This is a genomic window from Caballeronia sp. LZ024 (genome assembly GCF_031451455.1).
GTDB lineage: Bacteria > Pseudomonadota > Gammaproteobacteria > Burkholderiales > Burkholderiaceae > Caballeronia > Caballeronia telluris.
This window is the reverse complement of record NZ_JARUXL010000003.1, coordinates 139,921-165,629: the sequence shown is the minus strand read 5'-3', so window position 1 is coordinate 165,629 and position 25,709 is coordinate 139,921. Positions and strand designations below refer to the sequence as shown.

Annotated in this window: 26 protein-coding genes and 1 riboswitch; of the genes, 20 read left to right on the top strand and 6 right to left on the bottom strand. The window is 65.2% G+C overall.

Going from position 1 to position 25,709, the window contains the following annotated elements:
• Positions 1–236 precede the first annotated feature (236 nt).
• The gene (locus QCE48_RS18650) at positions 237–1,358 is read left to right on the top strand and encodes a sn-glycerol-3-phosphate ABC transporter ATP-binding protein UgpC (RefSeq protein WP_309784364.1); all 1,122 of its coding nucleotides are present in this window, start codon (positions 237–239) and stop codon (positions 1,356–1,358) included.
• Here QCE48_RS18650 and QCE48_RS18645 read toward each other — a convergent pair whose 3' ends face one another.
• The 3 genes from QCE48_RS18645 to araD form a co-directional block, all read right to left on the bottom strand.
• Positions 1,359–2,408 (bottom strand): LacI family DNA-binding transcriptional regulator, encoded by a 1,050-nt coding sequence (locus tag QCE48_RS18645; protein WP_309784363.1) that lies wholly within the window; start codon positions 2,406–2,408, stop codon positions 1,359–1,361.
• 135 nt (positions 2,409–2,543) lie between these two features.
• Positions 2,544–3,272 (bottom strand): ribonuclease activity regulator RraA, encoded by a 729-nt coding sequence (locus QCE48_RS18640; RefSeq protein WP_309784362.1) that lies wholly within the window; start codon positions 3,270–3,272, stop codon positions 2,544–2,546.
• Between the two features lie 21 nt (positions 3,273–3,293).
• On the bottom strand, positions 3,294–5,036 hold the full coding sequence (gene araD / locus QCE48_RS18635) for an L-arabinonate dehydratase (protein WP_309784361.1): 1,743 nt from the start codon (positions 5,034–5,036) through the stop codon (positions 3,294–3,296).
• A gap of 184 nt (positions 5,037–5,220) precedes the next feature.
• Between araD and QCE48_RS18630 the strand changes: the two genes are divergently transcribed.
• The 5 genes from QCE48_RS18630 (at position 5,221) to QCE48_RS18610 (ending at position 9,612) form a co-directional block, all read left to right on the top strand.
• A complete protein-coding gene (locus QCE48_RS18630) occupies positions 5,221–5,535 on the top strand; it encodes an antibiotic biosynthesis monooxygenase (RefSeq protein WP_309784360.1) in 315 nt (104 codons plus the stop codon).
• A gap of 37 nt (positions 5,536–5,572) precedes the next feature.
• The gene (locus tag QCE48_RS18625) at positions 5,573–5,965 is read left to right on the top strand and encodes a DUF3574 domain-containing protein (protein ID WP_309784359.1); all 393 of its coding nucleotides are present in this window, start codon (positions 5,573–5,575) and stop codon (positions 5,963–5,965) included.
• 200 nt (positions 5,966–6,165) lie between these two features.
• Positions 6,166–7,113 carry a DMT family transporter gene (locus QCE48_RS18620; RefSeq protein WP_309784358.1) on the top strand — a complete coding sequence of 316 codons (948 nt, stop codon included), beginning with the start codon at positions 6,166–6,168 and terminating at the stop codon, positions 7,111–7,113.
• A gap of 123 nt (positions 7,114–7,236) precedes the next feature.
• On the top strand, positions 7,237–8,820 hold the full coding sequence (locus QCE48_RS18615) for a Na+/H+ antiporter (protein WP_309784357.1): 1,584 nt from the start codon (positions 7,237–7,239) through the stop codon (positions 8,818–8,820).
• Between the two features lie 138 nt (positions 8,821–8,958).
• The gene (locus QCE48_RS18610; protein ID WP_309784356.1) at positions 8,959–9,612 is read left to right on the top strand and encodes a glutathione S-transferase family protein; all 654 of its coding nucleotides are present in this window, start codon (positions 8,959–8,961) and stop codon (positions 9,610–9,612) included.
• A 25-nt stretch (positions 9,613–9,637) separates the two neighbouring features.
• On the opposite strand, the gene QCE48_RS18605 is transcribed toward QCE48_RS18610, so the two are convergent.
• The 3 genes from QCE48_RS18605 to QCE48_RS18595 all read right to left on the bottom strand — a co-directional run bounded on the left by QCE48_RS18605 (position 9,638) and on the right by QCE48_RS18595 (position 11,916).
• Positions 9,638–10,222, bottom strand: a complete 585-nt coding sequence (locus QCE48_RS18605; protein ID WP_309784355.1) for a glutathione binding-like protein — start codon at positions 10,220–10,222, stop codon at positions 9,638–9,640.
• A gap of 93 nt (positions 10,223–10,315) precedes the next feature.
• Positions 10,316–10,864 carry a cytochrome b/b6 domain-containing protein gene (locus tag QCE48_RS18600; RefSeq protein ID WP_309784354.1) on the bottom strand — a complete coding sequence of 183 codons (549 nt, stop codon included), beginning with the start codon at positions 10,862–10,864 and terminating at the stop codon, positions 10,316–10,318.
• On the bottom strand, positions 10,861–11,916 hold the full coding sequence (locus QCE48_RS18595; RefSeq protein ID WP_404982623.1) for a catalase family peroxidase: 1,056 nt from the start codon (positions 11,914–11,916) through the stop codon (positions 10,861–10,863). The genes QCE48_RS18600 and QCE48_RS18595 overlap by 4 nt, the downstream gene beginning before the upstream one ends.
• Before the next feature lie 254 nt (positions 11,917–12,170).
• Here QCE48_RS18595 and QCE48_RS18590 point away from each other — a divergent pair, with 254 nt between their 5' ends.
• From QCE48_RS18590 to atzF, 14 genes are all read left to right on the top strand, one after another.
• A complete protein-coding gene (locus QCE48_RS18590) occupies positions 12,171–12,491 on the top strand; it encodes a DUF4148 domain-containing protein (protein ID WP_309784351.1) in 321 nt (106 codons plus the stop codon).
• A gap of 89 nt (positions 12,492–12,580) precedes the next feature.
• On the top strand, positions 12,581–12,889 hold the full coding sequence (locus QCE48_RS18585; protein ID WP_309784350.1) for a DUF4148 domain-containing protein: 309 nt from the start codon (positions 12,581–12,583) through the stop codon (positions 12,887–12,889).
• Between the two features lie 73 nt (positions 12,890–12,962).
• Positions 12,963–13,637 (top strand): hypothetical protein, encoded by a 675-nt coding sequence (locus QCE48_RS18580; protein ID WP_309784349.1) that lies wholly within the window; start codon positions 12,963–12,965, stop codon positions 13,635–13,637.
• 26 nt (positions 13,638–13,663) lie between these two features.
• Entirely contained in the window at positions 13,664–14,182 is a 519-nt protein-coding gene (locus QCE48_RS18575) for an RNA polymerase sigma factor (protein ID WP_309784347.1), read from the top strand.
• Positions 14,179–15,048 carry an anti-sigma factor gene (locus QCE48_RS18570; RefSeq protein ID WP_309784346.1) on the top strand — a complete coding sequence of 290 codons (870 nt, stop codon included), beginning with the start codon at positions 14,179–14,181 and terminating at the stop codon, positions 15,046–15,048. Before QCE48_RS18575 ends, QCE48_RS18570 begins: the two co-directional genes overlap by 4 nt.
• A 170-nt stretch (positions 15,049–15,218) precedes the next feature.
• Positions 15,219–15,362 (top strand): hypothetical protein, encoded by a 144-nt coding sequence (locus QCE48_RS18565; RefSeq protein ID WP_309784345.1) that lies wholly within the window; start codon positions 15,219–15,221, stop codon positions 15,360–15,362.
• Between the two features lie 41 nt (positions 15,363–15,403).
• Positions 15,404–15,595, top strand: a complete 192-nt coding sequence (locus QCE48_RS18560; protein ID WP_309784344.1) for a hypothetical protein — start codon at positions 15,404–15,406, stop codon at positions 15,593–15,595.
• Positions 15,596–15,833: 238 nt separating this feature from the next.
• A riboswitch (guanidine-I (ykkC/yxkD leader) is annotated at positions 15,834–15,950 on the top strand.
• A 60-nt stretch (positions 15,951–16,010) separates the two neighbouring features.
• Positions 16,011–17,084: a putative urea ABC transporter substrate-binding protein gene (locus QCE48_RS18555; RefSeq protein WP_309784342.1), complete on the top strand. Its 1,074-nt coding sequence runs from the start codon at positions 16,011–16,013 to the stop codon at positions 17,082–17,084.
• A gap of 29 nt (positions 17,085–17,113) precedes the next feature.
• Entirely contained in the window at positions 17,114–17,929 is an 816-nt protein-coding gene (locus QCE48_RS18550; protein WP_309784341.1) for an ABC transporter permease subunit, read from the top strand.
• Complete coding sequence (locus QCE48_RS18545) at positions 17,926–18,717, top strand: ABC transporter ATP-binding protein (protein ID WP_309784340.1); 792 nt, start codon at positions 17,926–17,928, stop codon at positions 18,715–18,717. The genes QCE48_RS18550 and QCE48_RS18545 overlap by 4 nt, the downstream gene beginning before the upstream one ends.
• 14 nt (positions 18,718–18,731) lie before the next feature.
• Positions 18,732–19,436: an urea amidolyase associated protein UAAP1 gene (locus tag QCE48_RS18540; RefSeq protein ID WP_309784339.1), complete on the top strand. Its 705-nt coding sequence runs from the start codon at positions 18,732–18,734 to the stop codon at positions 19,434–19,436.
• Between the two features lie 16 nt (positions 19,437–19,452).
• Positions 19,453–20,094, top strand: coding sequence for an urea amidolyase associated protein UAAP2 (locus QCE48_RS18535; protein WP_309784338.1), 642 nt, complete (start codon positions 19,453–19,455; stop codon positions 20,092–20,094).
• A gap of 170 nt (positions 20,095–20,264) precedes the next feature.
• On the top strand, positions 20,265–23,861 hold the full coding sequence (gene uca / locus QCE48_RS18530) for an urea carboxylase (protein ID WP_309784337.1): 3,597 nt from the start codon (positions 20,265–20,267) through the stop codon (positions 23,859–23,861).
• A 13-nt stretch (positions 23,862–23,874) separates the two neighbouring features.
• Positions 23,875–25,692, top strand: a complete 1,818-nt coding sequence (gene atzF / locus QCE48_RS18525) for an allophanate hydrolase (RefSeq protein ID WP_309784336.1) — start codon at positions 23,875–23,877, stop codon at positions 25,690–25,692.
• Positions 25,693–25,709: the final 17 nt, after the last annotated feature.

Genomic DNA, 25,709 nt, shown 5'->3' with positions numbered 1-25,709 from the left:
TCGCGCTGCGTCATTGCCGGTGCGGCTGCTCTGGGGGTTCGTCGTATCCTGCCTGCTCCGTTTCACTTGTAATTCCGGTTTTACAATTGTATATTTTGGCTCGAACACGTTGTCAAGAACAAAATCGCAAGGCATTCGATGCTGCGCTGCGGGAACCACCGTTCCCTTGCATGCGCCGCGCGACCGTCAACGGAGTCCGCGCGTGTCACACGCAGGACCCTTTGCAGGAGACATGCATGAGCGCAGTCCATTTGCAGCAAATCCGCAAGGCCTTTGCAGGCACCGAAGTGCTGAAGGATGTCGACATCGAAATCGTCGACCGGGAGTTCATGGTTTTCGTGGGACCGTCGGGCTGCGGGAAGTCCACGCTGCTGCGCACCATCGCCGGGCTGGAAGAATGCGATTCAGGGCAAATCCTGATAGGCGGCGAAGATGTCACGGACCTCGAACCATCGCAGCGCGGCGTCGCGATGGTGTTTCAGTCGTATGCGCTCTACCCGCATATGTCGGTGTACGAGAACATCGCATTCGGGCTGCGCATGCTCAAGCTGCCCGAAGCGCAGATCAAGCAGCGCGTCGAGCGGGCCGCGCAGATCCTGCAGATCGGGCAATTGCTCGAGCGCCGTCCGCGCGCGCTGTCGGGCGGCCAGCGGCAACGCGTGGCGATCGGCCGTTCGATCGTGCGCGAACCGAAAGTCTTTCTCTTCGACGAACCGTTGTCGAATCTCGATGCCGCGTTGCGCGTGCAGATGCGTCTCGAGCTCATCAAGCTGCACAAGCAGCTCAACGCCACGATGATCTATGTGACGCACGATCAGACCGAGGCCATGACGATGGCCGATCGCATCGTCGTGCTGAATCACGGCAAGGTCGAGCAAATCGGCTCGCCGCTCGAGTTGTATCGCACGCCGCGCAACCGTTTCGTCGCGGGCTTCATCGGCTCGCCGAAGATGAACTTCATCGACGTGCGCGTGCTGCGCACCGATGCCGCCGGCGTGACGATCGAGTTGCCGGGCGGTGCGCCGCTCACGCTGCCGTTCACGGGGCACGCGGTCGCGGCCGGCGAAATGCTCACGCTGGGCATTCGCCCCGAGCATTTCGTCGAGTCGGGCGGTGGCGACATCGACAGCGGTTTGACCGGCGAAGTGATGGTGATCGAGCATCTGGGCGGCGAGACGCTCCTGCATGTGCGCCTGCCGAACGAGTTGCTGATTCAGGTGAAGGGTTCGGGCGAATCGACCGCGGTGGATGGACAACGGCTCAATGCGGGCTTCAGCATCCGTCATGTGCACTTGTTCCGCGAAGACGGCAGCGCGCTCGAACGCATGCGTCCCGTGGCAGAGACGGCGACGGCGTGATCAGAGCGTCGCGCGTTCCACCAACTCGAAGTCCACGTCGATCATCGGCGTTCCGGGCGCGCCGCGGAGTCGTTCGATCAGGCAGCGCGCCGCCGTCGCCCCGATGCGTCTGCCGTCGACGCGCACGGTCGTGAGCGCGGGCGTCGTGTCCGCGGCGAACGCCAGGTCGCCGAAACCGCACACCGCGATGCGCCCGGGCACCGCAAGCCCCATCTTCCGCGCCTCCGAGACGACGCCCAGCGCGAGCAGATCCGAGCCGCAAAAGATGGCATCGACGTCGGCGCTTTGCGTGAGGATGCGCGGCAGGCTATCGCGGCCGAGCGCGACCGAACTCGGTGGCTGCACGAGCACTTCGGGCACGTCGTGGATGCCATGAACGGCGAGCGTTTCGATGAAGCCGCGCCGCCGCGCGAGCGCGCATTCGTCGTTGGCCGACACGAGCGCCGGGTGTCGCCTGCCCCGCGCGACGAAGCGCTCGGCCACCGCAGCGCCGACGCGTTCGTGCGAGAAGCCGACCAGCATGTCGATTGGCTGCCGGGTCATGTCCCACGTCTCGACGATCGGAATGTCTATCTTGCGGAGCCGTTCGCGCAGTGTGGCGGTGTGAGCGACGCCTGTCAGCAACACGCCTTCGGGGCGGCGGCTCAGTACGGCGTCGAGCAGTTCGTCCTCGTCCTGGTCGTTGTAACCCGAGAGGCCGAGCAGCACCTGATAGCCCGCGCGCGACATCGTATCGCTGAAGACCTGCACCGTTTCGGAGAAGAGCGAATGCGCGAGTGTCGGCACGATCGCCGCGATGAGGCGCGACTTCGCCGAAGACAAGCCGCCCGCCAGGCGATTCGGCACGTAGCCGAGGGCCTGCACGGCCTGCCGCACGCGCAGGAGCGTGTCGGGGGCGACGGTCTGCGGTGCGTTGAACACGCGCGACACTGTGATGGGCGAGACGCCCGCCGAGGCGGCGACATCGGTGATGCGAATGCCCTTCGGCGCGGCGCGTGAGCGCTTCGTGGAGGTTGCGATGATCGGCGAGGGCGGTTTGGGTGTAGGCATGGTCGCGCGGGGCGCTCGGGCTGGCGTCGTTGTCGTCGTTGGGGATCGGTCGGTGTGCTTGTGCTTCGATGGAACAAAAGCGCGGAAACCACAAAATCCGGCGCACCGACAAGCCCACACCAACACCATCGCAAATCAACCGCGCTTCCACTCGACAAACGCCGCAAGCGTGTCCTCATTTGGCGGATAGGTCCCGCGCAACACGGCCCCACCTTCGACCCGCTCGATGATGAAAGCCTCCATCAGCTCCTGCTCCGTAGCATCGCGAGCGACCTCCTCCGCGAGATGCCGAGGCACGATCACGACGCCATCCACATCCCCGACGACGATATCGCCCGGATACACCGCCACGCCGCCGCACGCGATCGGCACGTTCATATCGACCGCATGATGCTTCGCCAGATTGAGCGGCGCGCTCGCGCCCGCGCAAAAGAGCGGCAAGCCGATGTCCCCGATCGTGCCGCTGTCGCGCACGCATCCGTCCGACACCATGCCCGCGACGCCGCGCACCTTGAGACGCATCGTGAGGATCGAGCCCGTCGATGCCACCGAGCGGTCGCCGCGACAGTCCTGCACGAGCACGCTGCCGGCCGGCGCGCTTTCCACCGCCTTGCGCTGCGGATGATCGGGGTCCTGGAACACGCCGACATGATCGAGGTCCTCGCGCGCCGGGATATTGCGCAACGTGAACGCCGGACCGACGAGATTGGGTGCGCCCGCCGCGGGCTTCTTCAGCGGCGCCACGCCTTGCAGAAACACGTTGCGCAAGCCGCGCTTGAAGAGTTGCGTCGTGAGCGTCGCGGTGCTGACGTGGCGAAGCAGTTCGAGCGTGGCGTCGCTTACCGCGATATCGGTGGATGTCATGGCTTTCGTCCGTGGATGGGTTCAGTGGATCTCGGGTTCGTCGTTCGTCGGCGACACGGCGGCCGGCTCTTCAAGGAAATCGAAGTCGCAGCCCTTGTTCGCCTGCGTCACGTGAAGCTGATGCATGACGCCGAAGCCGCGCTCGAAGTGACGCTTCGGCGGCGTCCACGTCTCCTTGCGCGCGGCCAGCTCCTCCTCGCTCACATCGAGATGCAGGCGCCGCGCGTGGACGTCCAGCTCGATGATGTCGCCGTCCTTCACCAGCGCGAGCGGCCCGCCGACGAACGACTCGGGCGCGACGTGCAGCACGCACGCGCCGTAGCTCGTGCCGCTCATGCGCGCATCCGAGATGCGCACCATGTCGCGCACGCCCTCTTTCAGCAGCTTCTGCGGGATCGGCAACTGGCCCCACTCCGGCATGCCGGGCGCGCCGACCGGCCCCGCGTGCTGCAACACGATCACGGAATCGGCGGTGACGTCGAGCGCTTCATCGTCGATGCGCGCGGCCATGTCCGCGTAGTCCTTGAACACGATGGCCGGTCCGCGATGCGTGAGCAGATGCACTTCCATCGCGGCCGGCTTGATGACGGCGCCGTCGGGCGCGAGGTTGCCCGTCAGCACGGCAAGGCCGTCGCTCGGCACGAGCGGATTGCCGCGACGGCGGATCACGTCGTCGTTGAAGATTTCCGCGCCCGCGATACTCTCGCCGAGCGTCGCGCCGGCGACCGTCATCTGCGTGCCGTCGATCAGTTCGCCGAGTTCGGCGAGGAGCGCGCGCAAGCCGCCGGCGTAGAAGAAGTCCTCCATCAGATATTGCCCGGCCGGCCGGATGTTCGCGATGACGGGCGTGACGCGCGCGAGTTCATCGAAGCGCGCGGTCGTGAGCGCAACGCCCGCGCGCCGCGCGACCGCGACCATATGAACGATCGCGTTGGTCGAGCCCGACATCGCGAGCACGGTGGTGATCGCATTGTCGAACGATTTCGCAGTGAGGATGTCCGACGGCTTCACGTCGGTCCACACCATCTCGACGATGCGCTTGCCGGTCATCGAAGCGAACTGCGCATGACGCGAATCGGCGGCGGGGATCGACGAAAAGCCGGGCAGCGTGAGTCCCATCGCTTCGGCGGCGCTCGTCATCGTGGAGGCAGTGCCCATCGTCATGCAATGTCCCGGCGAGCGCGCGATGCCGCTCTCGACGCCCTTCCACTCGTCCTCCGTGATCTTGCCCGCGCGCAGTTCCGCCCAGTATTTCCAGGTGTCCGAGCCCGAACCGAGCGTGCGGCCGTTCCAGTCGCCGCGCAGCATCGGGCCGGCCGGCAGGAAGATCGCGGGCAGATTCATGCTGATCGCGCCCATCAGGAGGCCCGGCGTGGTCTTGTCGCAGCCGCCCATCAGCACGCAGCCGTCGAACGGATACGAGCGCAGCAGTTCCTCGGTTTCCATCGCGAGAAAGTTGCGATAGAGCATCGTGGTCGGTTTCTGAAACGGCTCGGCCAAGGTCATCACCGGCATCTCGACCGGGAAGCCGCCCGCCTGCCAGATACCGCGCTTCACTTCCTCGACCCGCTGTTTGAAGTGCGTGTGGCACGAGTTGATCTCGCTCCACGTGTTGATCACCGCGATCACCGGCTTGCCCATGTAATCGGACGCGTGGTAGCCCATCTGCGCCGTGCGCGAGCGATGCCCGAAGGAACGCAGGTCGTTCACGCCGTACCACCGGTAGCTGCGCAGTTCCTCGGGCGTTTTGCGTTGTGCTGTCACTTCCGTCTCCGGTTGGTAACGCTATCATTCGCGGCGGATGGTAGCGCTGTCATCGACAGGCGTCGCTCAGGGTTTATACGCAGGCTGCATTCCCGCGTCGCCGGTCGCGCGGCCGGTTTGCGCTTATCATCGGGATTCACGCCTGAGCAAAACGAACCTGCCTACATTCATACGGAGCCGCAGCATGTATATCGCCATGAATCGCTTCAAGGTCGCCCTCGGCTCGGAGGCGGCGTTCGAGGAACTCTGGACTTCGCGCGACACGCATCTGAAGGAAGTGCCGGGCTTCGTCGAGTTTCATCTGCTCAGGGGCCCGCAGCGTGACGATCACGTGCTCTATTCGAGCCATACGATCTGGGCGAATCACGCCGCGTTCGAAGGCTGGACGAAATCCGACGCCTTTCGCGCCGCGCATCGCAACGCGGGCAACGAGAGCCGCTCGCTCTATCTCGGCCATCCCGAGTTCGAAGGCTTCGAAGTGATCCAGACAGTGAAGTAGGCGGCCGTCCGCTGCGATGCAAGCTTTTTGCACGAGCGTGGCGGTCCTCGCATTCGGGTGCATCGCGGCCGGCTGCGCCGCGGTCCACGAGACGGGCTGCGCGCAGGGCGAGCAGCGCTCGGTCAGCGATATGCTGTACTTCGGCACGTCACGGGCGGCGGGCACGATCACGTCGGCGCAATGGTCCGGCTTCCTGCGCAGCGCGGTCACGCCGCGCTTTCCGGAGGGCCTCACCGCGTGGCCCGCGTCGGGCCAGTGGCGCACGGCCGGCGGCGCGGTCGTGCACGAAGCGTCTTTTGTCCTGATCCTCGTCCACCCCGACGATGACACGAGCGAAACCGCCGTGCGCGCGATCATCGGCGAATATAAATCGCGTTTCGACCAGGAAGCCGTGATGCGCGTGAAGAGCCACGCGTGTGTCTCCTTCTAGTCGGCACGCAGTCGGCGTCGATCGCAATATTTCTCACATACCCGTGAAAATCGCTCGCTTGGCGAGGCGAAGCCGCGCGCCTACGATGCAGGCATCGGTCGAAGCTCCCGGATCTTGTCGTTTCATTCCAGCGTGAACCTTTTCGCGCCGAGGCGGCTGTACGATGGCTTCGCAATCCGACTCCACGTGCAGGCATAAAAATGAATCCGCTCAACATCGCGCAGTTGCTCGTCCTCGCCGCCCTGTGGGGCGGGTCGTTTCTCTTCATCCGGGTCGGCGTGAACGACTTGGGCGTCGCGCCGCTGATGGCGCTGCGCGTCGGCATCGGCGCGCTCTTTCTGGTGATCATGCTCGCCTTGCGCGGCAAGGCGCCCGACGCGTGGCGCACGATCCGCTCGCGGGCGTGGCCGCTCTTCGTCGTCGGCTTTCTCAATTCGGCCGCGCCGTTCTGCCTCTTCGCGTATGCGGAACTGACGCTCTCCGCCGGCGTGACGTCGGTCATGAACGCGACGACACCGCTGTGGGGCGCAGTCGTCGCGTACCTGTGGCTGAAGGACCGCCTGAGCGGCCTGCGCATCGCGGGGCTCGTGATCGGCTTCGCGGGCGTGCTCGCGCTCGTGTGGGACCAGATCGCGACGCCGCACGGCGCGGGAAACGTAGCCGTCTCTCCCGCGACGACCGCCCTCGCCACGGCCGCCGCGCTCGGTGCGGCGCTCCTCTACGGCGTCGCCGCGAGCTACACGAAGAAGCACCTGATGGGCGTCGATTCGCTGACGGTCGCCGCCGGCACGATGCTCTGCGCGACGCTATTGCTCCTGCCCTTCGCGGTCTACTGGTGGCCGGCGGCGGCCGTGTCGGTTCGATCGTGGGGCGCGGTGGCCGCACTCGGCGTGGCGTGTACCGGCATCGCGTACATGCTGTTCTACCGGCTGATCGCGGTGGTCGGTCCGGCGCGGGCGATCACCGTCACCTTCGTGATTCCGATCTTCGGCATCCTCTGGGGCGCGATCTTCCTGTCCGAGCATGTTTCGGCGGGCATGATCCGGGCCTGCGCGATCATCCTCGTCGGCACCGCGCTCGCGACGGGCGTCGTCAAGCGCATTCCGCTCGTCGGCCCGCGACGCGCCTCCGCTTGCGCGAAGCAGTGACCGAAGAACCCTCGACGCGCGTTCGCCCGCGTCCGTAAAGACTCTCTCACCGCGCCACATGGAATTGTGGCGCGCGCCCGCCTTGGTGGATACTTCGCTTGTCCATTCACCAGGAGGCCACTCATGTCCGCCGTATCGGCATTCAAGCTCGTGCTGATTTCGCTCATCGCCATCATCGCGCTCGAACTGGTGGCGAAGCGCCTGCGGTTGCCGCCCGCCGCGGCTCTGCTCGTCGGCGGCGCGGCGATGGCGTTTGCGCCGGGCCTTCCGCCCGTCGATCTCGATCCCGACCTCGTGCTGATCCTCTTTCTCCCGCCGCTCCTGATGGACGGCGCGTACTTCTTCGTCTGGGCCGACTTCAAGCGGCATCTGTCCGGCATCCTGCTGCTCGCGATCGGCGCGGTCGCGTTCACGACGTTCGTCGTCGGCGTGGTCGTGCATCTGGTCGCGCCGGCGTTGCCGTGGGCCGCGTGCTTCGCGCTCGGCGCGGTGGTTTCGCCGCCCGACGCCGTCGCGGCGAAGGCGGTGCTCGAACGCGTCGCGCTGCCGCGCCGTCTGATGGTGCTGCTCGAAGGCGAAAGCCTCTTGAACGATGCCGCCGGCCTCGTGCTGTTCCGCTTCGCCGTCGCGGCGGCGCTGACCGGCGCGTTCAGCGCGCCGCACGCGCTCATGAGCTTCACGACGCTCGCGATCGGCGGCGTCGCGGTCGGGCTCGTGGTGGGCTTCGTGATCGTGCGGCTCTTGCGGCTGCTCGAAGACGACTACCTCGCGATCACGCTGTCCGTGATTTCGGCGTGGATCAGCTACATCGCCGGGGACATGCTGGAAGTGTCCGGCGTCATCGCCACGGTGACCACGGGCATGGTGCTGGGCTGGCACCAGCACGAAGTGTTCACCGCCGCCGTGCGCACGCGCGGCACCGCGTTCTGGCAAGTGGTCGTGTTCGTGCTGGAGGCCCTCGTCTTCGTGTTGATCGGCTTGTCGCTGCGCAGCGTCGTGATCCGGCTCGGCGGCGGCGGCAATGCCTTCGCGGTGCTGGCGCCCGCCGTGATCGCGGTGGTCGCGGCGGTCGTGCTGTCGCGCTTCGCGTGGGCCTTTTCCGCCGAAGCGATCAAGTCCGTGTTCCGCCGGCTGACAGGACGCAGGAACGCGTCGCCCGACTGGCGTTCCGCGACGATCGTCAGCTGGGCCGGCATGCGCGGCGTGGTGACGCTCGCGATCGCGCTGTCCCTGCCCGAAGCGATGCCCGGCCGCGATCTCATCCTCTTCTCCGCCTTCGTGGTGATCCTCGTCACCGTGCTGCTGCAGGGCACGACGATCGGTCCGCTGATCCGCTGGGTGAAGCCCCCCGAACTGAACGAGGCGTCGCACCACCTGACCGAAACGCAGGCGTGGGCGCGGCTCGAAGCGGCGCAGCTCGCGGCCATCCAGCCGCTCGTCCACGATGCCGACGGCAAGGTGATTCATCCGCGGCTTCTGGAGCAGTACACGTACCGCGCGAAACTGACGCAGCAGTACGAGCATGCGAGCGCATACCCGTCGAAGGAACGCAGCGCCCACTACGACGTGGTGCTCGCCGCGATCAAGGCGGGCCGCTATGAGTTGCTGTGCATGCATCGCGCCGGACTGATCCACGATGAAGTGCTCACCGCGCTCGAACGCGACCTCGACTTGCAGGAACTTGCGTCGCGGCACTCGCGGGAATAGGCGGCCTCGACCGGTCGCCGGCGACATTTGCAGTTTTTTCGCGCTGCCCTGTCGATTCCGGCGCGCCTCAAACGACGTGTGAGAGGCAGGCGCCGCGCATCGTCCGCGCCGGCCGGCCAATCCGACCAAGGAGCTTCCATGCAACTCTTCGCTCACCCCTTTTCGTCGTACTGCCAGAAGGTCCTCATCGCGCTCAGGGAAAACGACACGCCATTCGAGTATCGCTTGCTCTCGCCCGACGACGAACAGACCCGCGCCGAGCATGCCGCGCTGTGGCCGCTCAAGCGCTTTCCCGTCCTCGTCGACGCGGGGCGCACGGTGCTGGAGTCGAGCATCATCATCGAATATCTGGCGCTGAATCATCCCGGGCCGGTGCGCCTCCTTCCCGACGACCCGCGCGCCGCGCTCGACGTGCGCCTGATGGACCGGTTCTTCGACAACTACATCATGACGCCGATGCAGAAGATCGTGTTTGATGCCATGCGCGCGCCGGAGCAGCGCGACCAAGCGGGCGTCGACGACGCGCGCGCGATGCTCACTACGGCCTACCGCTGGCTAGACAACACGATGGAGGACCGCGAATGGGCGGCCGGCCGCGCGTTCAGCATGGCCGATTGCGCCGCTGCGCCGTCGCTCTTCTATGCGGACTGGACGCATCCGATACCGAGCGAGTTCGCGAACGTGCGCGCGTATCGCGAGCGCCTGCTCGCGCGGCCTTCGTTCGCGCGGGTGGTGGACGATGCGCGTCCGTATCGCGGATTCTTTCCGCTCGGCGCACCGGATCGCGACTGACCCGGCGCGCGAGCGGTTCGGCACGTCATTCGATTCCTTCGTGCTGCAACGCGAGCTTCACGGCCGGCCGCGCGCGCATGCGTTCGGAAAACGCCGCGAGGCGCTCCGGCACGTCGATGCCGACCTTGCCTGCCCAGAGCAGCATCGTGAAGAGATACGCATCGGCGACGCTCGCCTCGCTACCGAACAGGTAGTCGCCTTTCATCATCGATGCGATCAGGTTGAAGCGCTGCCCGATCTTCTCGCGCGCGGCGGCGGCTTCGGCATCGGATGATGGCTTGAATACGCGGCCGAACTGCTTGTGGATCTCGGTCGAGATGAACGCCAGCATTTCGAGCAGTTGCAGCGCGCCCGATTCCCCCGAAGGCGCGAGCGCGGGTTTTTTCTGCGCGACCCACGACAGGATGGCGATGTTCTCGGTCAGCACGCGGCCGTCGTCCATTTCGAGCGATGGCACGTAGCTCTTCGGGTTGATCTCGTCGAACTTCTGGCCCGTCTCCGTCAGTTTCGTCTTCAGGTCGACGCGCACGCGATCAAACGACATACCGGCTTCGTGCAGCGCGATGTGATCCGCGAGACTGCAGGCTCCGGGCGAATAGTAGAGTTTCATGGCGAGTGCCCTCCTTGCCGTCGAACGGCTGTGGTCGGTCAGATCGGGCAGCAATACGCGTGCCGACGACGCACGGCACCTGCTTTTCAAGCCCTAAGCGCCGTCACCTCCGCCGCCCGCCATGCTCGACAACACGCCATCGCGACGCACGAGCCCATGAAACAATGCCGCCGCCAGATGCATGAGGAAGGTCGCGAAGAGCAGCAGCGCGAGAACCGTGTGCGCGGAACGCAGAAACGCATAGGCACGCACGCTTTGCGGCAGGATCGGCGGCAAGTGCACCGAACCCGCAAGCTGCACCGGATATCCCGCCGCGGACAGCATCGCCCAGCCGACGAGCGGCATCGCGAACAGCAACGCATAGAACAGCCAGTGCGAAAGATGCGCGAGCCGTTGCTGCCAGTGGGGCATGTCGTCGGGAAGCGCGGGCGTGCCTTGCGTGATTCTCACGACGAGGCGCACGGCCACCAGCACGAGTATCGCGATGCCGAGCGGACGATGGATCGTGAGCAGCGTCTCGTGCCACCACGAGAGCGTCGACACCATGCCGATGCCGATGAACAGCATCGCGATCACGAGCGGCGCCATGAGCCAGTGCATCAAACGTGCGATGGGGCTAAAGCGGGTCGTAGCGGAAGTCATTCGTTACCTCGCGAGGCTGCGTGCGCCTCTTCGTGCGTGCGCCGGTTGAAGGAAACCGAATATGCCGAAGAACGCGCGGTCAGAAGCGGGTCGTCTGAGATCTTCAGGCCATCGGGAAGAACGGTCGGATCGAAGTTGATGTCGCGGCAGTCGCCATCGCTTTGCGCGCTCTCGCGTTCGACCACGAGCGTGCCGGCGTCGATGCGCTCGCGATCGGCCGGCCATGCGACGGTGGCGTCGTTCGTGACGTCGCCGGGTTGCGCCACGGTCACAAGGAGATGCCAGCGCAACGGTCCGTTCTGAAGACGGCCCTTCAATTCGTCGTCGAGGAAGTCGTGTTGGGCCGTCTGCTGCTTCTCGACCGGCAAGTAGTCGGACTCGGGTACGACGGACCAGCGAACATCGTGCGTTCCACCCGACGCATCGATCGCGCGGAACGCATCGATGCCGTAATACGCGGCGTTGGCAAAGCTCGTCGATGGCGCATGCGCCGCGACCCAGCGCCGGAACGGCTGCGTCTCCGGATGCGCGGCGAAGAACGCGGCGAGCTTCGCCGGATCGGGCTTGCCGGTCGCCGGATCGGGACGCGATGCGACGAGTTGCTCGTAGAAACTCTTCGCATTGTTCACGATGAACACCGGCGTGTTGTTCATCGCCGTGCGCCATTGTTCGCCATTCGCGGACCTGAATTGCAAGGCCATGCTTCGCACGGGCGCGCTTGCATCGGCGGCCGCCGGGTTCGTGCCGGGGATCGCGAAGCGTCCCGTCACCGGCGTGCGCACGCGGTCGAACACGTGCGCGCGGGAGATGCGCGACGCGTTGCCGTTGCCCTCGAAGTAGCCCGCGAAGCAGACGCCCTTCGCGTGATTGCGCCGATAGCCCGCATGGACACCGCCATTGGTTTCGAAGGTATCGATGACACGGGCGGACGTCAGGCGCTGCGGCGTGAGCGCGCCCGCGACATAGGCGAACGCGCCGCCCGTCGCGAGCACGACGACACCGATCGCCGCGAGCTTGGCGATCTCGCCACGATGTCGGACGGGATGACGCAGCACCTCCGCCAGGGAAAATGAACGCTGTCTCATGCCGCGGGTTCCTCGACAGCACTGCGGATTGCAATGAGCTTACTCAAGTCGAACTCCATCGATTGTTGGGGTATGCCAGCACGCGAACACGATCACAGCGCGCTTTATTCCGTTGCACCGAATATTTATTGCCGCGCGCTTTTTTATTGGCGATTCGGGAATAGAGCATAGACGGCGCGGGTTATCCCAGGTACCAACCCGTTAATTTCGAGGAGTCGAACATGAAGACCTTTGCTTGCCTTGCCTTGTCCGCCACGCTGCTGGTTTCGTCGGGGGCCTTTGCAGAAGGACTCAGCCGTGCCGAGGTCCGCGCGCAACTCGTCGCCGCCGAGCAGAGCGGCTCGCGGCTCGTCACCGATGCGTCGTATCCGGATGTCAGTCCCGTTTATCAAAACCGGGTCGCGCAACGCCCAAGCGGCAATGTCGATGCGGACGCCAATGCATACGGCGGCGCCATGACAGGCTCGGCATCGAGCGCCGCCCGTGCGACGGGCACGTGCGTCGGCCCGGTCAGCTTCTGCAACATCTACGCGGGCTCCTGAGTGCCGCGTCGGTCATCGAAATCGCGCGGCCCGGCCGAGTGCGTCCGGGCGCCGATTTGCCTTTTTTCTTTTTTATCGGGAGTCCCGTCATGAACAAGCTTCTCATCGCCACGCTGGCATGTGCTTCCATCCTCGTCACGCCTTCCGTGTTTGCACAATCGAATGCACCCGTCACCCGCGCACAGGTCAGGGCGGAACTCGCCCGGCTCGAAGCAGCCGGATATTCGCCCGGCGGAGAGGACGCTCATTATCCGGACCAACTGCAGGCCGCCGAAGCGCGCGTCGCGGCGGCAAACACGCCCAATAGCAGCGCGTATGGCGCGGCGGCACAAGGCAGCTTTGCATCGGGCGCACGCGATGCGCATGCGGACGCGCGCTCGCCCTATTCCGGCCAATAATTTTTTACCGTGTGGAATAAAGGGTGCGCATGCGCGGTTTGCACCTTATAGACCACCCTCTTCGCCAACGACCGTGGACGCGCCCATCGTGAATCCGCCTTGCCCCATGCAGTTGTCGGAAACCGACATGCAGGCATTCGCCGATGGCCTGCTCGCGCCCGAGCGCGCTGCCCGCGTGCATGCGTATCTGTCGCGGCGGCCCGACGAAGCGCGCCGGGTCGCGTTCTATGCGCGGCTCAACGCGCAAATGCAGTCGGTCTTTCGCGACGTCGGCGAAAGCGCGCCGCCATTGCGCACGACGCAGCGCTACCGCGTCCGGCTCGCGATGACCGTGCTTGCGTGCCTCGCGCTGATTGCAGCGGCGGTCTTCGTCACGGTGCGCGTGCCGGACGCCGCGCTCGAACGCGCCGCGATCGTCGCCCTCGCGCCCGCGCCCATGCATGCCGCGTCCGCGAATGCGCCCGATCTGTCGTCGGCGGGCTTTCGGGCGGTCGGCGTGCGCATGGTCATCGTCGGCGCTTTCGCCACCGCCGATGCCTACGTGTACCGCAACGCGCAGCAGGAACCGCTCGTTGTCGTCACCGCGCGCGGCGCGCCGGGCGCCTCCGCGCCGCCCTGGCGGGCGCGTAGAATCGGCGGCGCGCGACTGTTCGAATGGACCTCCGCCGAGGGTGTTCGCATGATCCTCGGCGGCAACGCGGGCACGCGCGGGCTGATGCGCGCGGCCGATCTCCTGACGAAGAACTGAACCCCGGTGTCGAACAAGGAAAGCAGATGAGTGTCCGAGACCAGCTGATGGATCACGTGCCGCGATTGCGACGCTATGCGCGCGCGCTGATCCGCAACCGCGATCTTGCCGACGATCTCGTGCAGGACACGCTCGAACGCGCGCTGCGTCACACGGACAAGTTCCAGTCCGGCACCGACCTGCGCGCCTGGCTCTTCACCATCATGCATAACGTGTTCGCGAATCAGGCGAGCCGCGCGGGCGCGCGGGCGGTGCACGTCTCCGTCGACGACGACACGTTGCCTGAAAGCCAATTCGCGGTCGCGGACACGCAGTCGCAGCCGCTCGAAGTGCGCGATCTCGACTATGCGTTGCAACGCTTGCCGGTCGAGCAGCGGCAGGTCGTGCTGCTCGTCGGGCTGGAAGAACTCAGCTATGCGGAAGTCGCGCTCGCGCTCGACATTCCGTTGGGCACGGTCATGTCGCGTCTTTCGCGCGGACGCGAACGGTTGCGCGCGCTGATGGCAGGCACGCAGACGGGCGCAAAACTGAAGGTGGTGCGATGAACGAACAACACGGACCGATCAGCGAAGAGGATATCCACGCCTACGTGGACGGCGCGCTCGCCGAGCATCGGCGTGCGGAAGTGGAACGCCTGCTCGAAACGGACGATGCGCTCGCGCGACGCGTCAGCGATTACTTCACGCTCGGCAACCTGCTGCACGAACGCTACGACCGCGTGCTGAGTGAGCCCGTGCCGCAGCGTCTCCTGCCGCGCGAACCTGCGGCGCCGGTTGCCGAAGTCGCTCGCAAGCGCTGGTTCGCCGCCGCGAACTGGCCGCAGTTCGCCGGACTCGCGGCGGCGCTCGTCGTCGGTATCGGGATCGGCGTGGGAGGAATGACGAGCCAGCCCGCGCGCGAGATGCTGATGTCGGCGACCGGCGATTCGCCTGCGCGGCGCGTAAGCGCAAGCAAGGAGGAATCGTTCGCGCGCCAGTCGGCGATCGCGTATGTCACCTATGCGCCGATGGTCACGCGTCCCGTCGAGGTCGGCGCGGATCAGGAGCAGGAACTCGTCAAGTGGCTGTCGAGCCGCCTCGGTACCGACGTGCACGCGCCGATCCTCACGCGCGTCGGCTTCAACCTGATGGGCGGGCGCCTTTTACCCGGCGAGGACGGCCCAGTCGCGCAGTTCATGTATCACGATGCCAACGGCGAGCGCATCACGCTCAACGTCTCGCATCGCAAGCCCAAGAGCGACGTCACCGCGTTCAAGCTCTATGAGGACGGCTCGGTCAAGGTGTTCTACTGGGTCGACGGCGACTTCGGCTACGCGGTCTCGGGCGCGATCGACCGCAAGGTGCTGCTCGACGTCTCGCATGACGTCTACGAGCAGTTGACCGAGAACGGCAGCAGACGGAGCACGGACTGAGCGTTCGTCTCCGGCCTCCCTCGTTTTGTCGGCCGTCTGCAAGGATGATGTGAATTGTCATATCCGCCTCGTAGCGGTCAACGTGACGATGGCAGGCCCGTTACTCCACTGACTCGCGATCATGCCGCACCTTCGGCGCGGCAGAGGCGAGCACTCACTGGAGCAACATCATGATCAAGACGAAAGCCCTGCTGTCCGCATGCCTGATGGCCGCACTGACGATTGCCACGCTCACGCCCGGCCTCGCCCAGGCAGGCCAGCATAAGGAGTGTCACTGGAAGCACATGCATCACGTCTGCCACAAGGCGCACTGAACCAGCCAACCGGTCAGCTTTTAAAGGACGAGGAAAGGACAATGGGAATTCTGGACGAAGTGGGCAAGATTGCCGGAGCCGTGGCCGCCGTCGAGGCAGCGGAGAAACTCGATCCCAATGCGTCGCTGCTGACGAAGGGTATCGCGGCGATCGCGGGCTTCGAGGGCGCGGGCGCGCTCGAATCGGTCGCGCACGATCAACAGGAAGCAAAAGACGCAAGCAATCAGGTCTGACCGACGGTCGTCGTCGGACTGTACGGCGCTTAAGCCGTCACGACGACGACCCTAAAGCGCTCGCGCCTGCACCGCATTCGTGCGCGATTGCGCGGCGCCCGGAACAATGCGCCTCATCGGCGTGCATGGCGAACGCCTGGTCGACGCAACTACAAGGCGTTAGCGCGATGGCACGCTTATCGCTATAGAAAGCCCTGCACGGAGCCGGCGCATCATCCGGTTTAGCAAGGACAATCTGCAAATGGACGACTAGGGTTCCGGTCCGCGGGCAACACGCCCAACGATGCTGGTCCGAGAGTTGTCGACCTCAAAGGCACTGCGCGAGGTTACACGGCGGGATAAAAGCCCGGGAGAGAACGCGATCGAGAGTCGCGCCGCTCCTGCCGCCGATAACCGCCCCTTCGAGGTCAACCTCATGCGCAAGCTATCCCGTCTCCTTGGCATCGCCGCCCTCTCCCTCGCCGCGTTTGCGTCCTCCTCTTCGTCGTTCGCTGCGGGCCGCCAGGACTTCAAGGTCTGCTGGACCATCTATGCGGGCTGGATGCCGTGGGGCGAAGCGAAGACCCAGGGCATCGTCAGCAAGTGGGCGAAGAAGTACGGCATCAACGTGGATGTCGTGCAGCTCAACGACTACATCGAATCGATCAACCAGTACACGGCCGGCAAGTTCGACGGCTGCGCCATGACCAACATGGACGCGCTGACGATCCCGGCGGCGGGCGGCGTCGATACGACCGCGCTCATCGTGAGCGATTACTCGAACGGCAACGACGGCGTTCTCGTCAAGGGCAAAGGCAAGAAGGTCGCCGACCTCAACGGCCAGCAGATCAACCTCGTGCAGTTCTCCGTGTCGCATTACCTGCTCGCCCGCGCGCTCGAATCCGCCGGCATGAGCGAGCGCGATTTGAAAGTCGTCAATACGTCCGATGCCGACATCTCCGCAGCCTTCGCCACGCCGGCGGTCAAGCAGGCCGTCACCTGGAACCCGATGCTCGCCGATCTAAAGGCTAGGCCGAACGTCACCGAAGTCTTCGATTCGAGCAAGATCCCCGGCGAAATCATGGACATGATGGTCGTCAATACGAAGACGCTGCAGGAGAACCCCGCGCTCGGCAAGGCATTGACGGGCGCCTGGTTCGAGATGATGACGCTGATGCACGCGACGAGCGCCGACAGCAACGCTGCAATGGACGCGATGGCAAAGGCATCGGGCACCGATCTCGCGGGCTTCAAGGGCCAGCTTTCCACCACCGCGCTCTTCTACACGCCGAAGGCCGCGCTCGACTTCGCGACGAGTGCCGACCTGCCGCGCACGATGACGCGCGTCGCCAAGTTCTCCTTCGATCACGGTCTGCTCGGGCAAGGCGCGCCGAGTGCGGACGCGATCGGGATGGCGTTCGACAACGGCGTCGTGGTCGGCAGCAAGAGCAACGTCAAGCTGCGCTTCGATCCGACCTACGTGCGTCTGGCCGCCGAAGGCAAGCTCTGAAGTCCACGAGACCAGAAGGAGGCCGCGCGATGCGACTCATCAACCGACACCCGAGCAGAAGCGGCGCGATGATGCTGCTTCTGATGCCGTTCATCGTGCTGCTGGCGGTGTACTTCACCAGTTCGTCGCTGCGTCTGAAAGAAAATCCTGACGACAAGGTGCTGCCCAGCGCCACGCAAATGAGCGACGCGATCCATCAGTTCGCATTCACCGAAGACAAGCGCACGGGTCAATATCTGCTGTGGGCCGACACGGCGGCGAGCCTCAAACGCCTTGGCATCGGGCTCGTAGTGAGCGCGACGATCGCGCTTGTCGCGGGCATCGTGACGGGCAGCATCCCGCTCGTCACCGCGACGCTCTCGCCGTTCATCACCGTGATCTCGATGATCCCGCCGCTCGCGGTGCTGCCGATTCTCTTCATCGTGTTCGGTCTCGACGAACTGTCGAAGGTCGTGCTGATCGTGATCGGCATCACGCCGATGATGATCCGCGATCTCCAGCAGCGCGCCCGCGAGATTCCTAACGAGCTGTGGGTCAAGGCGCAAACACTCGGTGCAACAAGCTGGACGCTGATGCTGCGCGTGATCGTGCCGCAGTTGATGCCGCGTCTGCTCGTCGCCTTGCGGCTTGCGCTGTGCTCGGCGTGGCTCTTCCTGATCGCGGCCGAAGCGATCGCATCGGTCGACGGTCTCGGCTATCGCATCTTCCTCGTGCGCCGCTATCTCGCGATGGACGTCATCCTGCCTTACGTCGCTTGGATCACGCTGCTCGCCTGGCTCATCGACGAAAGCCTGCGCCGCATCACGCTGTGGGCCTTTCCGTGGTACGGCGGAGGCGCGCGATGATCGAAGTCCGCAATGTGTGGAAGGAATACGGCGATCAGGTCGTGCTCGAACGGCTGAACCTGAAGATCGGCGAAGGCGAATTCTGTTCGATGGTCGGCGCTTCGGGTTGCGGCAAGTCCACGTTTTTGCGCTTGCTGCTCGGTCAGGAACGCGCAACGCGCGGCGACATCCTCCTCGACGGCGAACCGCTGCCAGGCGAGCCGGATGCGCATCGCGGCGTGGTATTCCAGCGTTACTCGGTGTTCGAGCATTTGAGCGTCGTGCGCAACGTCATGCTCGGCCTCGAACTGCGGCAGTCGAAGTTCATGGGCCGGCTCTTCGGCGCGGCCCGGCGTACTGCACAGGACGAAGCGGTCGAGATGCTGGAGCGCGTGGGCCTCGCGGCCGCGCTCGACAAGTATCCGCATCAGCTTTCGGGCGGCATGCAGCAACGCCTCGCGATCGCCCAGGCGCTGATGATGAAGCCGCGCATCCTGCTGCTCGACGAGCCGTTCGGCGCACTCGACCCGGGCATTCGTCGCGACATGCACGAACTGCTCCTTAAGCTCTGGCGCGAATCGGGCCTGACGATCTTCATGGTCACGCACGATCTGAAGGAAGGCTTCACGCTCGGCAGCCGCGTCCTCGTGTTCGACAAGGTGCGTGTCGATCCTCAGGCGCCGGGCGCCTATGGCGCGCGCATCACCTACAACATTCCGCTCGATCACAGCCGCGATGCGGCTTCGTCGATCCACGTCGCGCGTGCCGCCATCGAAGGCGCCGCGCGCGCCGAAGCGCTACCCGCTTAAAGGACATCACGGAGATGGAATTGCTATTCGAAGAAACCGTTCCCGGCGGCGGACACACGTCGCTCGTCGTCAAGCGCGGACAGTCCCTGCGTATCACCGACCTGCGCGGGGGCACGAACGTCAGCGTCATGATGTTCAACGCTGCCGAGAAGAGCGAGCGCCTGAACCTGCCGGACACGCTCAAATGCCAACACACCGCGAAGCTGACCGCCGGCCACTGCCTCTACTCCGACATGGGCCGCGTGCTCGCCGCCATCGTCGCGGACACGTGCGGCTGGCACGACAGTATCGGCGGCGTATCGAACGCGGACGAAGTACGCGAGAAGTTCGGCGCGGGCCGCTATCAGGAACTGCGCAACGCGTTCTATCGCAACGGCACAGACAACCTGCTAGTCGAGATGGGGAAGTGGAACCTCGGTCTCTCCGATCTGCTGATGACGCTGAATCTCTTCAGCCGCGTCGACGTGAACGAGCAAGGCGCGCTCAGCTTCGTGAGCGGCAACTCGAAAGTGGACGACTACGTCGAACTCTACGCGCCGATGAACACGCTCGTCGTGCTTACCGCGATCCAGCATCCCCTCGATCCGAACCCGGCTTATTCACCGCAGCCCGTCAAGCTCACGCTCGCGATGGCCGACCGCGAAGTCGCTGAAGTCTGCCGCACGTCCTGCGAGGAAAACGTGCGTGGGTTCATCAATACCGATCGCTTCTATCTTTGAGCGGAGACCGACATCCATGACGACCTACCTCACTGCCAGCGACCGGAAAGCCGACGATGCAATCCACCGCGAAACGCTTGCCGCAGGCGAACCGTGGATCAGGGAACTCAAGGCGGGACAGACGCTGCGCATTCGCGACATCGAAGGCAATCAGGCCGTCGATACGCTTTTCTTCAGCCTCGACGATCCGCGCGAACGTTTCGATCCGCAACGCACGCTGCGTCGCCAGCAAAGCCTGTATCTGACGACCGGCACCGTGCTGTATTCGAATCTCGGCAATCCGATGCTGACCATCGTCGCCGATACCTGCGGGCGTCACGACACGCTAGGCGGCGCATGCGCGCAGGAAAGCAATACCGTTCGCTACGCAACCGAAAAGCGCTACATGCATAGCTGCCGCGATAACTTCCTGCGTGCGTGCGCACACGACGGACGCCTCTCCAAGCGCGACCTGAGTCCTAACGTCAACTTCTTCATGAACGTCCCGGTGACCGCCGAAGGCGGCCTGACCTTCGAAGACGGCATCTCGGCGCCCGGCAAATACGTGGAGTTGCGCGCGGAAATGGATGTGATCGTGCTGATCTCGAACTGCCCCCAGTTGAACAACCCCTGCAACGCGTATAACCCGACGCCTGCCGAGTTGCTGATATGGGACTGACACGCCTGCGCGCGTGGCTTTACCTGGTGCTGCTCGTGCGAGCGGGTCGCCTCGTCACCTACGCGCGCGACGACCTGAAAGCGAAGCACTAGAGACTTCTGCCGGGGACGACCCCGGCAAGCATCTTTTCACGTGGCGGGACGGCCCGCCCACGCATCCAGCCTCCTCTCATGTTCGAGAAAGTCCTGATTGCCAATCGCGGCGCAATTGCGTGCCGCATCCTCCGCACCCTGCGCGCGCTCGACGTTCAAGGGGTCGCCGTCTATAGCGAAGCCGATCTCGCGAGCCGTCATGTCAGCGAGGCGTCCGTCGCACACTCGCTCGGCGAAGGGGCGGCGTCTGCAACCTATCTCGACGTCGCGAAGATTCTCGATATCGCGCGTCGCGAGAACGTGCAGGCGATCCATCCCGGTTACGGCTTTCTCTCGGAAAACGCGGAATTCGGCGAGGCATGCGAAGCCGCGGGCATCGCCTTCATCGGACCGACGCCCGCGCAGTTGCGCGTCTTCGGTCTTAAGCACACCGCGCGCGCCATCGCGGCGGAACAAGGCGTGCCGATGCTCGAAGGCACGGGCCTGCTCGATGATGTCGATGGCGCGCTCGCAGCAGCGGCACGGATCGGCTATCCCTTGATGCTCAAGAGCACGGCGGGCGGCGGTGGAATCGGCATGCGCGTGTGCTGGAACGCGGACGAACTCGCTGCACAGTTCGACGTGGTGAAGCGGCTCGGTCAGAACAACTTCAGCGATGCGGGCGTGTTCATCGAGAAGTACATCGAACGCGCGCGCCATCTCGAAGTGCAGGTCTTCGGCGACGGCCTCGGCAACGCGCTCGCGCTCGGCGTGCGCGACTGTTCGGTGCAGCGGCGCAACCAGAAAGTGCTCGAAGAAACGCCCGCGCCTTCGCTGCCCGAAGGCATGACCGATGCACTCTGCGAAGCGGCGCTGCGGCTGGCGAAAGCGGTGAATTACCGTTCGGCGGGCACGGTCGAATTCGTGTACGACAGCAGCGCCGGGCAATTTCATTTCCTCGAAGTGAACACGCGGCTTCAGGTCGAGCATGGCGTCACCGAGCAGGTGTGGGGCGTCGATCTGGTGCGCTGGATGATCGAACTCGCGGCCTGCACGCTCGCGCCGCTCGAAGAACTCCGCGCATCGCTCAAGCCGTGTGGTCACGCGATCCAGGCCCGCCTCTATGCCGAAGACCCCGGCCGCGATTTCAAGCCGAGTCCCGGGCTCTTGACCGAGGTCATGTTCCCGCGAGCCGATGGACAGGCGCTTCGCATCGACACGTGGATCGAAGCCGGATGCGAAGTGCCGCCCTATTTCGACCCGATGCTCGCGAAGCTGATCGCCTATTCGCCGACGCGCGACGAAGCACGTCAGGCGCTCGTCGATGCACTGAACGCGACGCGCATCTACGGCGTCGAAACCAACCGCGAGTACTTGCGCCAGATCATCGACGACACGCCGTTCGCCTCGGGCGAACCGTGGACGCGCTGTCTCGAAGCGCTGCGCTACCGTGCGAACACGGTGGAGATCGTAAGCGGCGGCACGCAGACAACCGTGCAGGATCATCCGGGCCGGCTCGGCTACTGGGCGGTCGGCATTCCGCCGTCGGGTCCGATGGACGACCGCGCGCTGCGCCTCGGCAACCGGCTGCTCGCCAACCCCGACGACGGGTCCGCACTCGAAATCACGATGACCGGCCCGACGCTGCGCTTTAACGCGGATGCGGTCATCGCGATCACGGGTGCGGCGCTGAACGTGACGATCGACGGCGTTGACCAGCCGATGAACACCACGCTATTCGTCGCGGCAGGTTCGACGCTCGCGCTCGGCACGATTCGCGGCGCGGGCGCGCGTGCGTACCTTTGCGTGCGCGGCGGTTTCGACGTCGCGCTGTATCTGGGGAGCCGCAGCACATTCACGCTCGGCCAGTTCGGCGGGCACGGCGGACGCGCATTGCGCGCGGGCGACGTGTTGCATCTGCATCCGCTCGAAGACCGAAGCCATGGCGAGCGCCTTCCGTTCGCGCCCGCACTCGACCCGGTGCGCACGCTTCGTGTGATCTACGGGCCGCATGGTGCGCCGGAATACTTCAGCGCGCGCTACATCGACCAGTTTCTCGATACCGAATGGGAAATCCACTTCAATTCGAGCCGCACCGGTGTGCGCCTGATCGGTCCGAAGCCCGAATGGACGCGCGAAGACGGCGGCGAAGCGGGCCTGCATCCGTCGAACATCCACGACAATCCGTATGCGGTCGGCGCGATCGATTTCACCGGCGATATGCCGGTGATTCTCGGTCCTGATGGCCCGAGCCTCGGCGGCTTCGTGTGCCCGGTGACCATCATCGACGCGGACCTCTGGCAAATCGGGCAGTTGAAGGCCGGCGACAAAGTGCGCTTCGTTCCGGTCCCGCTCGATGAAGCACGCGCGGCGGCCGCTGCGCGTATCGTCGAACTGGATACGCTCGCGGCGCAGCCCGCGCCGACACACACCGCAGGTCCGCTCGTCTCACCGATCGTGCTCGACGTCGGCGCGAATCACGACCGGCTCGTCGCGCGCGTATCGGGCGATACGCATCTGCTGCTCGAACTCGGGCCCGCCGAATTGGATCTCGTGCTGCGCTTTCGCGGCCATGCGCTGATGCAGTCGCTCGAAGCGCTCGCACTGCCCGGCGTGATCGACGTGACGCCCGGCATCCGTTCGCTGCAGATCCATTACCAGCCCGAACGAATGCCGCTCGCGCAACTGCTCGATACCGTCGGCCAAGCGTGGCAGCGCGTGCTGCTGCAAAAGGACTTGCGCGCGCCTTCGCGGATCGTACATCTGCCGCTTTCGTGGGACGATCCGGCCTGCCGCCTCGCCATCGACAAGTACATGACCACCGTGCGCCCCGATGCGCCGTGGTGCCCGAGCAACCTGGAGTTCATCCGCCGCATTAACGACCTCTACTCGATCGACGATGTGAAGCGCATCGTCTTCGATGCCAGCTATCTCGTGATGGGCCTCGGCGACGTCTATCTCGGCGCGCCTGTCGCCACGCCGCTCGATCCGCGCCATCGGCTCGTGACGACGAAGTACAACCCGGCACGCACGTGGACGGCGGAGAACTCGGTCGGCATCGGCGGCGCGTATCTCTGCGTGTATGGCATGGAAGGCCCCGGCGGCTATCAGTTCGTCGGGCGCACGCTGCAGATGTGGAACCGCTATCGCGCGTCCGCCGACTTCGCGGGCCGCCCGTATCTCCTGCGCTTCTTCGACCAGATACGCTTTTACGAAGTGAAGGCCGATGAACTGCTGCGCATCCGCGAGGACTTTCCGCTCGGACGCTATCCGCTCAGGATCGAGGAGACAGAGCTGTCTCTCTCCGACTACGAAGCCTTTCTCGAACGCGAAGCGCCCGGCATCGACGCATTCCGCGCGCGCCAGCGAGCCGCGTTTCAGGCGGAACGCGAGCGCTGGCGCGAGGCCGGACAGGCACAGGACAGCTTCGAGCCGCAGGTCGCCGTGGACACGGAAACCGTCGCGCTCGAAGACGGCCAGACCGCCGTCGAGAGCGAGATCGCGGGTAATCTCTGGCAGGTGCGCGTGAAGTCCGGCGAACGGGTCGCGGCGGGCGATCTGCTGTTCGTCATCGAATCGATGAAGATGGAGATCTCCGTTTGCGCGCCGTGCGCGGGCATCGTCAGCGATATTCACGTGATACCCGGAACGCCCGTGAAAGCGGGACAACGCGTTGCCGTCATCGACAGCCTCTAAGGAAAACCGACCCATGCCCTCGTTCGATCTGCGTCTCTCCACGCTGCGCGCCGCGTACCGCGCGAAGCACACGACGCCCGCGAAGCTCATCGGCGAATTGCGCGCGAAGGCTGCGGCGCTCAACTCCGAATTCAATCTCTTCATCCATCTGCTGAGCGAAGCCGAACTCGCACCGTATCTCGCCGCACTTGAAGGGCAAGACGTCGATACGCTGCCGCTCTACGGCATTCCCTTCGCGATCAAGGACAACATCGATCTCGCCGGCATCCCGACGACGGCCGCATGCCCCGCGTTCGCCTATATGCCATCCGAATCGGCGACGCTCGTCGCGCAGCTGATCGCGCTCGGCGCCGTGCCCATCGGCAAGACGAACCTCGATCAGTTCGCGACGGGGCTCAACGGCACGCGCTCGCCCTACGGCAAGTGCAAGAACAGCGTGCATCCGGATTACCCGTCGGGCGGATCGAGCGCGGGCTCGGCGCTCGCGGTCGCGCTGGGCGTCGCGAGCTTCGCGCTCGGCACTGATACCGCCGGTTCGGGCCGCGTGCCCGCGGCACTGAACAACCTCGTCGGCCTGAAAGGGACGAAGGGCCTGCTCTCGACGGCCGGCGTCGTGCCCGCTTGCCGCACGCTGGATTGCGTCACCTACTTCACCGCCACCGCGCGGGAAGCGAGCGAATTGCTCGCGCTGACCGCGAAGGAAGACCCGCGTGACGCCTATAGCCGCGCCAACCCGCAGTTCAACGACGCGACCGCGTTCGGTGCGCTGCCGCCGTTTCGCTTCGGCGTGCCCGCGTCGCCGGAGTTCGCGGGTTGTGCGGAGAGTCCTGCGCTGTTCGCGCAAGCGCGTGCGGCGCTCGTGGCTGCGGGCGGGACCGCCGTCGAAATCGACTTTGCGCCCTTCGTCGAGGCGGCGAAACTGCTCTACGAAGGACCGTGGGTGGCGGAGCGCTACAGCGTGGCGGGCGAACTGATGGAGACGCAGCCCGAGGCCGTTCTGCCCGTGATCCGCGATGTGCTCGCGAAGGCGCCGGGCACGACGGCCGTCGACGCATTCCGCGCGCAGTATCGGCTGCAGGCGCTCAAGAAGACCTGCGATGCCGTGCTCGACGATCTCGACTTCGTGCTGACGCCGAGCTATCCGCGTCCGGTCACGCTGGCCGAACTCGAACGCGATCCTATCGGCCCGAATTCACTGCTCGGCTACTACACCAACTTCATGAACCTGCTCGACTACGCGGCCGTCGCGGCACCCACCGCCTTCATGAAGAGTGGATTGCCTTGGGGCATCACCGTGTTCGGACGCGCATTCACCGACCAGTATTTGCTGAGCGTCGCCGATACTTTGCAGCGGTCGTTCGGCTTGCCGCTCGTCGGCGGTGCCGCGCCCGACTTCGCTCCTGCGACGAAGCCGGCGCGCAACGACCGCGTGCGGATCGTCGTGTGCGGCGCGCATCTCGACGGCCTGCCGCTCAACGGCCAGTTGCGGGCGCGCGGCGCGCGCCTCGTCGAAGCGACCACCAGTGCGCCACATTATCGTCTGCATGCGCTCGCGGCGAATGGAGGCGAAACGCGCCGTCCGGGCATGGAGCGTGTCGCGCGAGAAGGCGCTGCAATTGAAGTCGAAGTGTGGGAATTGCCGAGCGCCGAACTCGGCTCCTTCCTCGCGGGCATCCCTGCGCCGCTCGCGCTCGGCAAGGTCGAACTCGCCGACGGCAGTTGGGAAACGGGCTTCGTCTGCGAAGGATACGGACTCGATGGCGCCATCGACATCACGCGCTTTAACGGCTGGCGTGCGTGGCTTGCCGCCGCAAAGGCGAGCGCAAGCTGACGCGCAAGCGGGCGTCA

Excerpts from the sequence above, each read along its gene's own strand:
- QCE48_RS18650 (WP_309784364.1), top strand. The coding sequence starts at position 237 with ATGAGCGCAGTCCATTTGCAGCAAATCCGCAAGGCCTTTGCAGGCACC.
- QCE48_RS18645 (WP_309784363.1), bottom strand. The coding sequence starts at position 2,408 with ATGCCTACACCCAAACCGCCCTCGCCGATCATCGCAACCTCCACGAAG.
- QCE48_RS18640 (WP_309784362.1), bottom strand. The coding sequence starts at position 3,272 with ATGACATCCACCGATATCGCGGTAAGCGACGCCACGCTCGAACTGCTT.
- QCE48_RS18630 (WP_309784360.1), top strand. The coding sequence starts at position 5,221 with ATGTATATCGCCATGAATCGCTTCAAGGTCGCCCTCGGCTCGGAGGCG.
- QCE48_RS18620 (WP_309784358.1), top strand. The coding sequence starts at position 6,166 with ATGAATCCGCTCAACATCGCGCAGTTGCTCGTCCTCGCCGCCCTGTGG.
- QCE48_RS18615 (WP_309784357.1), top strand. The coding sequence starts at position 7,237 with ATGTCCGCCGTATCGGCATTCAAGCTCGTGCTGATTTCGCTCATCGCC.
- QCE48_RS18610 (WP_309784356.1), top strand. The coding sequence starts at position 8,959 with ATGCAACTCTTCGCTCACCCCTTTTCGTCGTACTGCCAGAAGGTCCTC.
- QCE48_RS18605 (WP_309784355.1), bottom strand. The coding sequence starts at position 10,222 with ATGAAACTCTACTATTCGCCCGGAGCCTGCAGTCTCGCGGATCACATC.
- QCE48_RS18600 (WP_309784354.1), bottom strand. The coding sequence starts at position 10,864 with ATGACTTCCGCTACGACCCGCTTTAGCCCCATCGCACGTTTGATGCAC.
- QCE48_RS18590 (WP_309784351.1), top strand. The coding sequence starts at position 12,171 with ATGAAGACCTTTGCTTGCCTTGCCTTGTCCGCCACGCTGCTGGTTTCG.
- QCE48_RS18585 (WP_309784350.1), top strand. The coding sequence starts at position 12,581 with ATGAACAAGCTTCTCATCGCCACGCTGGCATGTGCTTCCATCCTCGTC.
- QCE48_RS18575 (WP_309784347.1), top strand. The coding sequence starts at position 13,664 with ATGAGTGTCCGAGACCAGCTGATGGATCACGTGCCGCGATTGCGACGC.
- QCE48_RS18570 (WP_309784346.1), top strand. The coding sequence starts at position 14,179 with ATGAACGAACAACACGGACCGATCAGCGAAGAGGATATCCACGCCTAC.
- QCE48_RS18565 (WP_309784345.1), top strand. The coding sequence starts at position 15,219 with ATGATCAAGACGAAAGCCCTGCTGTCCGCATGCCTGATGGCCGCACTG.
- QCE48_RS18560 (WP_309784344.1), top strand. The coding sequence starts at position 15,404 with ATGGGAATTCTGGACGAAGTGGGCAAGATTGCCGGAGCCGTGGCCGCC.
- QCE48_RS18555 (WP_309784342.1), top strand. The coding sequence starts at position 16,011 with ATGCGCAAGCTATCCCGTCTCCTTGGCATCGCCGCCCTCTCCCTCGCC.
- QCE48_RS18550 (WP_309784341.1), top strand. The coding sequence starts at position 17,114 with ATGCGACTCATCAACCGACACCCGAGCAGAAGCGGCGCGATGATGCTG.
- QCE48_RS18545 (WP_309784340.1), top strand. The coding sequence starts at position 17,926 with ATGATCGAAGTCCGCAATGTGTGGAAGGAATACGGCGATCAGGTCGTG.
- QCE48_RS18540 (WP_309784339.1), top strand. The coding sequence starts at position 18,732 with ATGGAATTGCTATTCGAAGAAACCGTTCCCGGCGGCGGACACACGTCG.
- QCE48_RS18535 (WP_309784338.1), top strand. The coding sequence starts at position 19,453 with ATGACGACCTACCTCACTGCCAGCGACCGGAAAGCCGACGATGCAATC.
- uca (WP_309784337.1), top strand. The coding sequence starts at position 20,265 with ATGTTCGAGAAAGTCCTGATTGCCAATCGCGGCGCAATTGCGTGCCGC.
- atzF (WP_309784336.1), top strand. The coding sequence starts at position 23,875 with ATGCCCTCGTTCGATCTGCGTCTCTCCACGCTGCGCGCCGCGTACCGC.